This window comes from Bacillus cereus group sp. MG4 (assembly GCF_040460055.1).
GTDB classification, from domain to species: Bacteria; Bacillota; Bacilli; order Bacillales; family Bacillaceae_G; genus Bacillus_A; species Bacillus_A wiedmannii.
The window spans coordinates 1418541-1431369 of record NZ_JARVGZ010000001.1; the positions used below are offsets into that span (position 1 = coordinate 1418541).

Consider the following 12829-nt stretch of genomic DNA (forward strand, 5'->3'; position numbering starts at 1 on the left):
ACAAAAATAAAAAAGGAAAACTAGTACCTATCTAGTTTTCCTTTCTATTTAATTATTCATAGTATGAATAATTGAATTGGTATCATCACTTTTATTTTTGCATCTCCATCCATTCACCCCGCAATATCCCCATAATGATACGATCAAAACACTTCCCATCTCTTTGAACCGCTTCTCTCATACAACCTTCTATTTGAAAACCCATCTTTTTATATAACTCAATAGCAGCTTTATTATAAGAAATAACATCCAGACCGACGCGGTGCAAATTCAATTCATAGAAAGCATATTTTAAGATAAGATGGATCGTTTCTCTTCCATATCCCTTCCCTCTATCATTTGTATCTCCTATTCCTATTGCTAATAAACCCGTTCTGTTATTCCACTCTATGCCATGAATTGCAACAAAACCAATTAAGCGATCCTCTTGAACTGTCCTTAACATGAAAGAAACACTATTCGATCTACGCCCCTTTAATAGCCCATCACTCGCTATTTCTTGTATCGATTGCGGGAATGCTACATCTGTATCTACATTCCTTAAATACTCACTATCTTCTTGCCACATAGCCATTACTACAGCATCTGCTTCTCTAATAGCTGATAATTTAATCGTTTTATTTTGAAAAAGATTCATTGTCATTTCAAACTCCCCCTTTTTTAATAACAGGGATAATTATTAGCCTATTTATCCCCTTATTCTATAAACTGCTTTATACACGGGATACTTACAATAAGCGCTGACATTGGCACATCTCCTCTACATTGAATTAACTTCATTTTACATTTTTTTGTTTTTTCAAACAAACTAATTATAGTTCTCTATCATTTAGAACTATAGTATACTTAATTATTCTTCAGATTATTCAATCAAAATAAGAAATCCTAGAAGGTGAAAACATGTTTTATGTAAAACAACTACTCTATTTTACTTATGAACAAGCATTATCCTGTTTATTCCCAGTCGTTATTTTCTTAACACTAGCCCTTTCAAAAATCGTTTTTATCCCAGGATTATACCGATATGATTTCATACTCATCGTATGTCTTTTTATGCAGTGGATTATGTACAAGACTGGACTTGAGACGAAAGACGAATTAAAAGTAATTACTGTCTTCCACCTCATCGGTCTTCTACTAGAAATATATAAAGTACATTTCGGTTCATGGAGTTATCCGGAAGAGGCATATTCAAAGGTTTTTGGAGTTCCACTTTACAGTGGCTTTATGTATGCAAGTGTTGCAAGTTACATATGCCAGGCGTGGAGAAGATTGCATTTGCAAATGCATCATTGGCCAAAAGCTATTTTTGCAATACCTCTAGGAGCAATGATTTACTTTAATTTTTTTACACATCATTTTCTATATGACTTTAGATGGGTATTAACTTTACTATTATTCATCGTTTTCTATCGGACATTTGTAGAATTTTCATTACGAGGCGTTACATATAAAATGCCACTCGTTCTCTCCTTTTTCCTTATTGGTTTCTTTATTTGGATTGCAGAGAACATCGCAACATTTTTCGGAGCATGGCAATATCCAAATCAACGGGAAGCGTGGAATCTCGTTCACTTAAGCAAAATTAGCTCGTGGTTTTTACTCGTTGTTATTAGCATTATGATTGTTACACAACTCAAATATTTGAAGGAATCGAAAAGATAACGCTGATTATGTAAAAACAGTTAGCCCATCACTCATTAGAAAGTGATGGGCTTTTTTACCTTCCTTATTAAAGGAGTTACACATTATGAGCTACTACTAACAGAAGAGGTTGCTGCAGATGAAGCGGCAATCGTTGCCATCATAGCTGCCTGTTGTGCTTGTATAAGGACTTCTATCATAGTTTGTAAACCTGTGTTGGTAGCTTTACTTTCCTCACCTTTCTGACTTACGAACAGTTGAATAGCAATAAGAATATTCGTATCTGTATGCCAACGGAACAATTTCTCCCCCTGCAATTTTTCAATCAACGCTTTAATAGAATGAATCTCTTTTTCTCCATCCTCAAGTAACGCTAGTAGCCCTATGGCTGGGTAATGCATCTGTTTCACTTTTACCTTTTCTTGTTTTAACAACTTCCATATGTTTGTACATGTTGCAACTAACATTTCTTCACGAACATCCTTCTTTAATGAGAGGATATGACTTAAAAACTGAAGATCATTCCCTTTACGTAAACCAGCTTTCGCTAGTCTCTGATACAGACGTTCCACTCGGTCCATAAGTGTTTCTACATTCTCTGATTGTCCTGCTAGTAAAACCGCGAGCGGATAATCATTTGTACCTGTAAGAAAAAGATGATCCTCTTTCATACGTTTATATACTTGCATCGAACGCTGAATGTGCGTGCCATGCTGTTCATTTTCTTCTGTTAAAAGCACAGATGCTGCGAGATAAGTAAATATACTTCGGCTAAAACCACCAGCGACCAATTGTTCATATAAATCTAAAAACTCCCGGAAAGCTTCCTTATAATCTGTAAAGTGAATATCTAAAGTTGCGGCCACCACAAAGCGATGATAAGACTTCAAGTATGAAAACATCCCTACCTGATTCTTAATATAACTACTAATTTCTAAAAAACGTCCGAGATCAAACAATTTATCACTACCTGCATACATAGCAGCAATCATCATTCCTGTTCGAGAATCACTCGTTTTCCATTTTAGTTCTCCCTTTAACTGTGCATATGTATGTGTATATTGCTCCAGCTTTTGTTCTAATGTAATCATAGTTTTCACTCCTACTTCTATTTCTTCTCTATTATTATACTTATATTTCATATGGCTTTTGCAACCTTAATTCTGTATTTTCTTCAATATTTTTCTATTATGTAAAACAAATATAATAACTATACCTACTTTATCAGTATCACGATTGCAAGCGTTCATAATTCTTTAAGCTCAACGACAAAAAGGATAGATAATAAATTATCTATCCTTTTTGTCATTATAATATTTCACAATATAATTTCGTTTTTTATATGCAATTACAACTAAAGAGCCTTAATAATACGTTCCATCGCCTTCATTTGTCCAATATGATCAGCTTCATGATAAAGCATCATACCGTAAAGCTCCCCTACTGTTTCCAATCCTAGGAATGGCTCTGGCAGTTTATTTTCAAATGCTTCTGCTGGAATTTCGTTAATACGTTTTGCTTGTTCTTTTAATTGAGCCGTTAACACTTCTAACGATGGTCCTTCTGTTTTCCATTTAGACGGTCTTGATCCATACCCAAACATACCTGGATATTCAGTTGGTAATTGTTTGAATTCTTTTCCAAACATGAAAACTTCTGCTGCCGTTAACACATGACCGATATGCCAGCGAATTGTATTATTAAAACCTTCTGGCTGCGTATCCACAGTTTTATCGTCTAGCGTATCCATAAATTTAAGCAATTCCCCACGCGTTATTTCAAATTGTTTTAAGCCAACTAGTCTATTCATTTGATCGTTCCCCTTCTTCATGTACCATTTATTATGAACTAAGAATGTTCAACACATTAAAGTTTTACCTTGTTTAATCTATCAGAAACGATTAAGAAAAACATCTAATATGCTTAGTCAAAATATTTAAAAGGTTCACCCCTAATAAATATAGAATTACTTACTACAAAGTTAGTTTAGTAAATAATAGAGGAGTGTCAATTACATGTTACATGTTTTAAAACAACAATATCATCTTATTAGCTCTACAAGAGAAACCCTATTTTCGTTTTTGGAAGAAATCCCACTAGAAAAATTACATAGTACTGTTCCGAATTTCGGTAGCGGTAGCATTATAAAGACACATATTCATGTAGCCGATTGCTATCGGTACTGGCTTGGATCATTCGCATTCAAGCAAAAACGGGCAGATTTTTCATTCGCTAGTGATGATGAAATTGAGCATGCAGATGTCGAGAAAATCCGTGCTAGGTTTAAGTTAGTAGATGAAGTTGTACAACGCTTTTTAGATGAATACAATGACCGTTGGCTCGAAAATATAGCAAATGAAGTGAAATGGCAAAAAGAACATTGGAGCACAACTCCACTATGGCTTTTAACTCATGCGGAAACACATGAATTTCATCATAAAGGTCAAATTGTATCTATGGCTCGTCACCTTGGATTCACTCCTCCTGATGCAGACCTTAGTTAATTCGATTATAAAAAAACTTGTTGATATATTTTGTTGTGTATAAAACTTTTATCATTTGTTTTAGGTATACCATGCCATTATAAAGTTCATGTAACATTAAAGTAACACACATACTTTTCAAACAATACAAAAAACAAAACTCTTCTTCCATGTAGATCAAAAACATTTGTATACTCTATCACTAACCTTAAGGAGAAAATAATAATGAGATTAGAGAGTGAAAGAATTTATTTAAGACCTCTTTGTCAGCTAGATGCGCCTATTATATTAGAAAGTACAATGAATGATGAAATAAGATATATGACTGGAACCAAGTCTACTTTTTCATTGGAGCAACTTAAGACACATATAGATCATATAAATAATGATTCAAGTCGCTATGATTTCGCTATTTGTTTAAAAAGTACTGACGAAATGATTGGAGAGTTGTCGATTTTAGATATCGATGAGGAGAACAAAAGAGCAGGATTCAGAATATCAATGCTTTCAATAGCATTAACAGGACAAGGATATGGAACTGAAGTTATTACAATTGTTTTAAAATTTGTTTTTGAACAACTATATTTAAATCGGTTACAGTTAGAAGTATTTAGCCATAATTTACGCGGAATTAGAGCTTATGAAAAGGTTGGGTTTGTAAAAGAAGGAACCTTACGTCAATCTTTATTTTATAACAATACATTCTCAGATGAAATTATTATGGCGATACTTAAAAGTGATTATAAAGATATGTCATTGTAAATAACTGTTCTTAAACTATTAACAACTTGAAAGAACCTTACCACAATAAAATGCAGTAAGGCTCTTTCATTTTTATATCAAATAACAACTCTTAACTCCTGTATTATATTAATACCAAATTGTCTCCGCATAATTATATGCATCACTATTCGGAATGGCATGTTTCCCCTGCGCTTGCGCCTTTCTTGGATCTAAATCATATACCATTGGCGTATAGCATGATGTTTGCCCTTTATTTACAACACCATTTCCTCCCGCACTTCCGCAAGTATATGCCTTTCCATCTGTTTTTCTTACGATTCTTGCATCAGCTTCGTTATTATATACTGCTGCACGAGTTACTGTAACTTTTGCCCACGCTGTCTTACACGTTGTGCTAAATTTTAATTCCACATAAGAATTGGAATCAATCCACTTCTTTTCTTTCGTTACTGCTAATTGATCGCAGCTATTGTAATATGGACTTTTCCCATCATATGAATGGTCTTCTGCATATGATTTATCGCTATTAGTCGTGCTAAACATACTAGTTACAACGAGTAAAGATAGCAATAAACATGTACTTACCTTTATTAAAAGTTTCATAGCACTCCGCTCCTTTTTAATAGCGTCCTGTTTTTCCATAACCATTATTAAACGTAACTGCTTCTGCATCCGCTGTGTATCCGAAATCAGCAGTTAAATCAAATACCATTCCTGTATAAGTGCTCGTTTGACCTGTTTTAATTGCTCCATTACCACTATTAGAGTCTACTGATTTTTGAAATACACCGTTTTTATATTTATTAATAACAGCGTAAGCATATATCCCTCCAGAAACGGAAGGTGCTGGTTGATCTAAAACAAGCTTAGACCATGCTGCATGACATTTATTACTGTAACGTAAATACACTGTCCCTACTTTTTTACTACCTTCATAAACTGCTGTAGACTTTGCATTAAATCCATCTGCATCACACGTTGTACTGCCTCCGTATACTTTCGTTGTAGCCGGATTTTTTCCGTCATAGTAACTACTTAAATCAGTAGCTGCAAATGTGCTTCCTTGAAAACTAAATAATACACCTACACTCGCTACACTTAACACACATACTTTCATTAACTTTTTAAACATTTTCAATCTCCTCCCTCAAAATAAGTACGTTTAATAAAGACAATCTATCCCCTATGTAAAACCCTCCTTTCATGCTTCCTAGAGGCATCTTACAGAAACGAATAAACATTGTAAATTTCCTTATGATTATTGGAATATACGAAGAAATTTACTTATCCGTCTAAGAAAAAAAGTTGAGAAATACACATTTTATCCCGCTTTAATGGGCAGTAAGACCCCCACCTCAAAATTCAGCGAAAGCAAAGAATTTAGGTGGGGATCAACTGCCCATAAAAGTCCGATTGGTTCAATTAATAATCAGTAGGGGATGAAGACCCCCACCACTGATTAAAGTTTCACTTTATAGCATTCTTTATTTAAAACATAAAAGAACCGATACTTGTTACATGCAAGCATCGGTTCTTTATACAAAAGTGCCATTTTTTCTTTTATATAAAATAAATATTTCTCCACTTAATCCGTTGTAAAAAACTCCCTCGTTACATCAATAAATTGCTGTAACGGTACTGTCATCCATTTATCTTTATGCCAAGCAATTTGTGTATAAATCGGTGAAATTGCATTTTCTAAATGTAACTCTTTTATCTTCCCTTCTCGTATATCTTTTTCTACTACTATTGCTGGTAACACGGCTATTCCTAAATCCGCAATAACACATTGTTTAATTGCCTCGACACTAACAAACTCAATCTTATTTGCTGGATACACATCTTCCGTACGAAATAGCTCTTCAAATAAAGTTCGATACGAGCAACCAAGCTCCGTTAGTAAAAGTGTCTCACTCTCTAAATCTTTTGTAGTAATCGAAGGTTGTTCAAGTAAATAATGCCCTGAAGCAGCTACTACTTTTAATTCTTCTTTCATAAGCGGCTCCACATGTAAAGCATCTTCTGTTTTACATTCGTCCAAAATAAAGGCAAGATCGACTTTTCCCTCCATCAATTGTTCCTTCGCATCTTTATTGGAATGTGCTGGTTTAAATATAAGCTTAATTTGTGGAAATTGCGCTTTAAACCTCTTTAATATAGAAGGAAGTCTATATGTACATTGGCTTTCTTGCGCACCGATTATTAACGTACCTGCTATTTCTTCATCATCTTTCACAGCCATTTTCGCTTCGTTGCTGAGCGCAATCATCTTGTCAGCATATAGTTGAAACTTTCTACCTGCTTCAGTTAAGAAAAGACGTTTTCCTAATCTTTCAAATAACGGCGTACCTAGCTCAGCCTCTAACGTTTTAATTTGCGCTGTCACACTCGATTGAGCAAAGTTTAATTTCTTCGCAGTTTGTGTAAAATTCAAAGTATCTGCCGCTATTTTAAATGTAATTAATTGTTTTATCTCCATTTATCGTCCCTCTTTTCAATCGATATTTCCGATCGATTCCATCGAAATAACCCTCTTTGTCTATTGATATTTGTATTATATGATAAAGAGCATCGACAAACAATAAAAATGGAGGTATTCCATATGAAAGTACTTTATTTCGAACAGTTTGGAAGTCCGGATGTACTACAATATAAAGAAATACATGATCCAATCATAAATCCAAATGAAATTCTTGTCCGTACGAAAGCAATCGGATTAAACTTTGCTGATATTTATAGACGCCGCGGTGATTATCATCTCGCTGGCAACCCGCCTTATATATTAGGTTATGAAGGCGCTGGTATTGTTGAAAAAATAGGAGCTGACGTTACGAATATTAATCCTGGAGACCGTATTGCATTTGCTGACGTTCCATTTGCAAATGCAGAGCTAGTTGCCGTTCCATCGGAGAAAGCAATTAACCTTCCAGATTCTATCTCTTTTGAAACAGCCGCTTCTGTCTTATTGCAAGGTCTAACGGCACATTATTTAACGAAAGATAGCTATCAAATAAAACAAGGTGATATAGCTTTAGTACACGCTGCAGCTGGTGGTGTTGGGCAAATACTTATTCAAATAATTAAACTACTAGGCGGAAAAGTAATCGGCCTAACGTCATCAAAAGAAAAAGCAAAGATAGCCACGTTAGCTGGGGCTGATCACGTATTTTTATATACGGAAGCATGGCATACGAAAGTAATTGAAATGACAAACGGTGATGGAGTAAATGTTGTATATGAATCAGTAGGTTCTACGTTAGAGGAAAGTTTTAACGCTACTAAAACTGGCGGTACTGTCGTATTTTACGGAATGGCTGGCGGTAATCCTGCGCCCGTTGATCCGCGTATGCTTATGGATACTTCAAAAACTTTAACTGGCGGAGATCTTTGGAATGTGCTTACTACGTATGAAGAACGTAAAAAGCGATCTACTCAATTATTTGATTGGATCGCTACTGGTAAATTAAACATTGCGAGTCCTACTACATTCACCTTACAAGATGGTGCTCTTGCACATAAATTATTAGAGAGCAGAAAAAGTACAGGGAAGATTTTATTAATCCCGTAATTCACAAATAGAAAAGGAAGCTAGATTTCTCTACCTTCCTTTTCTATTTGTTATATTTCCACACTTTCTTTCCCTTTTGCAACATAGCTCATATCTCCAACCGACCCGACTGTATATGTTCCATCTTGATATACAATCTTCGTCACACTAGCATTTTCTACTCCAAGTTTTGTTTTGCTACTGTCTAACATTTCGATTAAGGTAGTAATCAAGAGCCCATGAACGACAACTAAAACATTACCGCCACCATTTGCAGCAGATTCTTCACTAATTTTATCAATCTCTTCTTTTATACGCGTAGAAAATAATTCCCAATCTTCCGCCTGTTTCGTAGGGTCTGCTGCTCTAATAAGATTAATCACTTCTTGAATAGAAAACTTCATAAGTTCTTCTGGTGATGCAACGCCTGCAGCTTTTCCAACCACATCCCACATATTTTCAAGTTTTTCACCTTCAAAAATACCAAAATTTAATTCTCGTAATTTTTTTCTTTTCTCAAGTTTTAACTTTGATTGCTCACTATATTTTAATACTAAATTAGCAGTTTCAATCGCTCGGCCGCTATCACTACTATATGCACTCATAAAATGAACATCTTTTAATCCCGTTCCTAAATTAGAGGCAACTTCCACACCTTTTTCTACTAACGGAGAGTCTGCCCAACCTTGCGCGCGATGGTTCGTATTTAATATTGTTTTTCCATGTCTTGTAACATATAACGTAACTACATTCTCATTGCTATCTGTTTCTCGATTCTTCATCATATTCTCTCCCTTTACATTTCTATATCAATTTTACCACCTTAATTATTCATTGAGCAAAATATACGTAAGTGAATTCGCTTAATAAAAAAAGCTATCTTTCTGTGTATCTCTACAAAAAGATAGCATCTTTTATGATTACATTTCTTAACTGATATTCCTACTCAGCAAAAGCACTCGAATATTGTACAATTCCTTCTACACCTTCAAGAGCATTTTCTGTTAATTCCATTACCATAAACACTTCTTCAGGCACTTCAAATGGTGCTTTTATATTCCACTCACTTGCTTTTTTAAATCCGAATTTCGGATAGTACTCTGGATGTCCTAATACTACAACTGACCCGTATCCAAGTTCCTTCGCTTTTTCTAACGCAGCTACAATAAGCTTTGCACCAATTCCTTTTTTCTGATGGCCCCTAGCAACTGAAACCGGTGCAAGTGCTAATGATTCTATAGAAGTTCCATCTTGTTCTATCGTAATTTTAGATAACAGAATGTGACCGACTATTTCCTCATCTACTGCGACGATTGATAGCTCAGGAATAAACGCGTCACATTTTCTAATGCGACTAACAAGTTCATGTTCCTTTTTATCACTAAATTCTTCATGTAAAAATGCTTGTTGTACAACTTCTTCTGTTTTTCTATAATCATTTTTTTGCTCTTGTCTAATCGTTACCATCGTAACTTATCCTCTATTCTTTTTTATTTCTTTTTGGATTTTACGAAGCGCTTTTTTCGACCCGCGCTCAATATCATGCTGCATTTTTCTTTCTTTATAATCGACAAATAGTGTATTTAAATCGTATCCCTCTGGGTATAATTCTTTTGCTGCTACTTCTAACGTAATACGTTTTACATTTACTTCAACAAATTCACCGTTATAATATACAACGACGTTATAAAAATTATCTATTTCCTTATAGATAATACCAAAATCATCATAATCTAATACATTTACACGATCGCCGATTTTGTACTCGTGATGTTTTTCTCTTTTTTCTTGCACGAATTTCGGTTTTCTAATTTTACTTTCATTCACTTTTTCTAGGGCGTACTCTTTATTCCCCATATACTCTTTCGCTCTTTTCAGTACATGTTCTCTTACGTTCATTTTATTCGCAATCCAAAGTGCATTACTTTCACCTGATTTACCGATTACTAATTTATAAAGTGGTTCTAACGTTTCACTATTAAATTGCATTGCTGCATTCATAAAATCATCGTGCATTTCTGAGAAGCGTTTAATTTCACCATAATGCGTACTTGCAACTGTAATACATCCCGCAAGGTAGAACTCCTCTAAAATAGAAATTGCAAGTGCTGCCCCTTCATTCGGTTCAGTCCCACTTCCTATTTCATCAAATAATAGCAACGTATTATTATTTGACATCCTCATAATCTCAGAAAGGTTTTTCATATGAGATGAAAATGTACTTAGTGCATTTTCGATACTTTGATTATCACCAATATCTACAAATACATTTTCAAAAATAGCGATTTCTGTATCTTTATCTCCTGCAATATGCAGGCCTGACATTGTCGCTAATGTTAGTAGTCCAATTGTTTTTAATACAATTGTTTTCCCGCCCGCATTCGGTCCGGTAATAATTAAACTACGGTAGTTTTGACCGATTTCAAAGTGTAACGGTACTGCTTTCCCACTTAAAAGCGGATGCTTACAATTTACTAAATGAATGTAGCCGTGATCATTTAACTTCGGCTCTATTCCATCGATTGATTTACTAAACTTCGCTTTCGCAAATACCATATCATATTGACTAATCAGCTCCATATTAATTTTTATATGATAAATATTTTCTAATACTATTCCTGATAAAGTCGCTAAAATTTGATACACTTCCATCGCTTCTTCAGCTTTCAAACTTGCGAGTTCCGCATTTAACTTTGTAACTGTATGTGGTTCTATAAATACAGTAGAGCCTTTAGCGGACGCTTCAACTATACTTCCCGCAACTTGATTTTTATAGGAAGATTTAATTGGGATCGTATAGCGATCATCTTTTTTACTAATAAAGAATTCCTGAATATACTTCTTATTTGCACTACTATTTAAAAACTTCGTTAAACGTTCTTTTATTTTTCCATCTACAGAATCGATGTTATTTCGAATTCGTTTTAACTCTTTACTAGCCGCTGCATCAATGCTATTTCCTTTAATCGAAAAGTTAGAGGGTGTTGCAAAACTAAAATAAATATGCAATGTTATGAATCAGAAAAACTAGCTGAACATGTAATAAATAGCGATTTTGACCATACCAACGTGGCTGTTCCAGCCCTTTATCTTTGAGATGACCAAACTGTTGTTCAATTTTCCCACGCTCTTTCATCAACTGTTTGCCAAAGATGGTTTGTGCAAAATGAGATAATACACGGCGATGTGTACTTTTGCTTTGTTCGCCATTACGTGGGTTAATTGGATTCACCGCAAAAATATCACATGTTTTTGCAATTTCATAAATGCGCTGACTATCATAAGCAGCATCTGCAATGGAAAATAACACATTTTGATTTTGTATATCTTGAAGCAATACAGGAGCCATTTTGCTATCATGTACGTTCGCTGTTGTAAATGCATACGACAATACAACACCTTCTGGTGTAGAACAGACATGAGCTTTATATCCCTTATACCAACCATAACGAGTAGATTTCCCCCATTTTGCTTGGGAATCATATAAACTACTCCGTAAGGCAGTGCTATCAATTAAAACACACGGAATTAATCCTAAATTCATTTCTTCAAGAGTTTGTTTATGAATCAACGGAATACCTTCATTGCGAAACCAAGTTCCTACACGTGAGAAAGTGGATATATGAGGAACAAAGGAAAGACCACAAGATACACGAAATGAAGGATATTGATGCAAAAAGCGAGTTAACTTACGTAATGAATTGATTTGGAATACCGTTTTCACAAAAAAACATTTGAGTAAAGCTTTTCTACAGATAGGTGGGCGGCCTGTAATAGGCGGAACGCCTCCAATGGTTAAACTGTCTACGTAGGCAAATAAAATGTGTAAAATGGATTGATTGTGATCAAAATTGGTTATCATACTAGTAAATCCGTCCTTTCTGGAGATAGTTTAGGGTACTATCATTCTTCCAGGAAAACGGATTTTTTTATGCATTTATTTTTGAATATTTATGAGTTTTGCAACACCCTCGAAAAGTTAATTTCCTCTTCAATACTTTTAAATTCAGTCATTGAATTTGCATAAGAAGCTAATACTGGCGCAAAAAATTCTTTATCTAGCATAAACTTTTTAATCTTTCTACAGCCGCGTAAAAAGTCTGAAACACTTACTAACTCTTCAGGATCTAAAATCATCCCTTTTTCTAATTTTTGAATTGTACTAGCAATATTTGAAATACCGAAGAAAGGAACATGCCCTTCTGCATCTACTATAGCTCGTGCTTCCGTCGTTTCATTCAAGCGATTCCTCACTACTTTTATACTCGTACTCGGTTCTAATTTATTTAATAACTCCTTACCTAACCCACTTACACAATAAGATTTCACTATCTCCATTAATTCGTTATATTGTAACTTTTCAAAAGTCATCGTATTCATTTTGTTTCTCCTCACTATGATTGATTTATAT

13 protein-coding genes and 2 pseudogenes are annotated in these 12829 nt (G+C 34.6%); 4 read left to right on the forward strand and 11 right to left on the reverse strand.

Features of this window, described 5'->3' with window-relative positions; translation table 11 throughout:
- Positions 1-91 precede the first annotated feature (91 nt).
- On the reverse strand, positions 92-643 hold the full coding sequence (locus tag QCI41_RS07535; RefSeq protein WP_353837753.1) for a GNAT family N-acetyltransferase: 552 nt from the start codon (positions 641-643) through the stop codon (positions 92-94).
- Between the two features lie 257 nt (positions 644-900).
- Between QCI41_RS07535 and QCI41_RS07540 the strand changes: the two genes are divergently transcribed.
- Positions 901-1665: a DUF817 domain-containing protein gene (locus QCI41_RS07540; protein ID WP_353837751.1), complete on the forward strand. Its 765-nt coding sequence runs from the start codon at positions 901-903 to the stop codon at positions 1663-1665.
- 83 nt (positions 1666-1748) lie between these two features.
- Here the strand turns inward: QCI41_RS07540 and QCI41_RS07545 are convergent, their stop codons facing one another.
- Together QCI41_RS07545 and QCI41_RS07550 are read right to left on the reverse strand one after the other, a co-directional pair.
- Positions 1749-2786, reverse strand: coding sequence for a DUF4003 domain-containing protein (locus tag QCI41_RS07545; RefSeq protein WP_353837750.1), 1038 nt, complete (start codon positions 2784-2786; stop codon positions 1749-1751).
- Positions 2787-2998: 212 nt separating this feature from the next.
- Complete coding sequence (locus tag QCI41_RS07550; RefSeq protein WP_152665111.1) at positions 2999-3475, reverse strand: DinB family protein; 477 nt, start codon at positions 3473-3475, stop codon at positions 2999-3001.
- A gap of 184 nt (positions 3476-3659) precedes the next feature.
- On the opposite strand from QCI41_RS07550, the gene QCI41_RS07555 reads away from it, so the two are divergent.
- Both QCI41_RS07555 and QCI41_RS07560 read left to right on the forward strand, forming a co-directional pair.
- Positions 3660-4148, forward strand: coding sequence for a DinB family protein (locus QCI41_RS07555; protein ID WP_353837748.1), 489 nt, complete (start codon positions 3660-3662; stop codon positions 4146-4148).
- Between the two features lie 204 nt (positions 4149-4352).
- On the forward strand, positions 4353-4889 hold the full coding sequence (locus QCI41_RS07560) for a GNAT family N-acetyltransferase (RefSeq protein WP_353837746.1): 537 nt from the start codon (positions 4353-4355) through the stop codon (positions 4887-4889).
- Positions 4890-4997: 108 nt separating this feature from the next.
- Here QCI41_RS07560 and QCI41_RS07565 read toward each other — a convergent pair whose 3' ends face one another.
- The 3 genes from QCI41_RS07565 to QCI41_RS07575 all read right to left on the reverse strand — a co-directional run bounded on the left by QCI41_RS07565 (position 4998) and on the right by QCI41_RS07575 (position 7350).
- On the reverse strand, positions 4998-5474 hold the full coding sequence (locus tag QCI41_RS07565; protein WP_353837744.1) for a DUF2690 domain-containing protein: 477 nt from the start codon (positions 5472-5474) through the stop codon (positions 4998-5000).
- A 16-nt stretch (positions 5475-5490) separates the two neighbouring features.
- The gene (locus QCI41_RS07570) at positions 5491-6003 is read right to left on the reverse strand and encodes a DUF2690 domain-containing protein (RefSeq protein WP_000473755.1); all 513 of its coding nucleotides are present in this window, start codon (positions 6001-6003) and stop codon (positions 5491-5493) included.
- 453 nt (positions 6004-6456) lie between these two features.
- Positions 6457-7350 (reverse strand): LysR family transcriptional regulator, encoded by an 894-nt coding sequence (locus QCI41_RS07575; protein WP_353837743.1) that lies wholly within the window; start codon positions 7348-7350, stop codon positions 6457-6459.
- 123 nt (positions 7351-7473) lie between these two features.
- On the opposite strand from QCI41_RS07575, the gene QCI41_RS07580 reads away from it, so the two are divergent.
- Positions 7474-8439 carry a quinone oxidoreductase family protein gene (locus QCI41_RS07580; RefSeq protein WP_353837742.1) on the forward strand — a complete coding sequence of 322 codons (966 nt, stop codon included), beginning with the start codon at positions 7474-7476 and terminating at the stop codon, positions 8437-8439.
- A gap of 50 nt (positions 8440-8489) precedes the next feature.
- Here the strand turns inward: QCI41_RS07580 and QCI41_RS07585 are convergent, their stop codons facing one another.
- From QCI41_RS07585 to QCI41_RS07605, 5 genes and pseudogenes are all read right to left on the reverse strand, one after another.
- Positions 8490-9200, reverse strand: coding sequence for a histidine phosphatase family protein (locus QCI41_RS07585; RefSeq protein ID WP_353837741.1), 711 nt, complete (start codon positions 9198-9200; stop codon positions 8490-8492).
- A gap of 160 nt (positions 9201-9360) precedes the next feature.
- Positions 9361-9885: a GNAT family N-acetyltransferase gene (locus QCI41_RS07590; RefSeq protein WP_353837739.1), complete on the reverse strand. Its 525-nt coding sequence runs from the start codon at positions 9883-9885 to the stop codon at positions 9361-9363.
- A 6-nt stretch (positions 9886-9891) separates the two neighbouring features.
- Positions 9892-11397: pseudogene (locus QCI41_RS07595) on the reverse strand (endonuclease MutS2); the annotation flags it as partial.
- Positions 11398-11410: 13 nt separating this feature from the next.
- Complete coding sequence (locus QCI41_RS07600) at positions 11411-12280, reverse strand: transposase (protein WP_353836336.1); 870 nt, start codon at positions 12278-12280, stop codon at positions 11411-11413.
- Between the two features lie 110 nt (positions 12281-12390).
- Positions 12391-12798 (reverse strand): annotated as a pseudogene (locus QCI41_RS07605) (endonuclease MutS2); the annotation flags it as partial.
- Positions 12799-12829: the final 31 nt, after the last annotated feature.